Consider the following 496-nt stretch of genomic DNA (forward strand, 5'->3'; position numbering starts at 1 on the left):
AAAGGTGGCAGAATACGTGGCGAAAAGTGGCGTATATAAGCCTTCTGAACTTCAGAACTTAAAATACGACATGAAAGAGTTCCTGGAGGAATGGAAGAAGATGGTTCCTGTGGTGGAAGCTGAAGAGCTTGCTAAACTGGATAAGTCACCGAATAATCCAGAGACTCGCGTTACCCCTCATCTCATCAGTCGTCTTGCCGCTGGTGAAATCTTTGTATTCGGTTCTAACGCCATGGGATATCATGATGGTGGTGCGGCAAAGACTGCCCTGGAGAAGTTCGGTGCTATCAGAGGTCAGGGACATGGTTTGCAGGGAATGAGTTACGCCATCGATTCAATGAGTGGTATGGAAGCTATGAAAAAGGATGTGGATGATTTCATTGAGTTTGCCAAGAATCATCCTGACAAAACATTCTTTGTGACATTGATTGGTTGCGGTATCGCCGGATATTCTCCAGAAGAGATGGCTCCTCTGTTTGAAAGATGCTACGATCTC

At 45.6% G+C, this 496-nt stretch carries 1 protein-coding gene; it reads left to right on the plus strand.

Features of this window, described 5'->3' with window-relative positions:
- The coding region (locus ACQRBJ_RS16200; protein WP_445304257.1) for an A1S_2505 family phage non-structural protein at positions 1 to 496 on the plus strand (496 nt) is incomplete at both ends.

Origin of the sequence: Prevotella sp. SGI.167 (assembly GCF_050313615.1) — a bacterium.
Lineage (GTDB): Bacteria > Bacteroidota > Bacteroidia > Bacteroidales > Bacteroidaceae > Prevotella.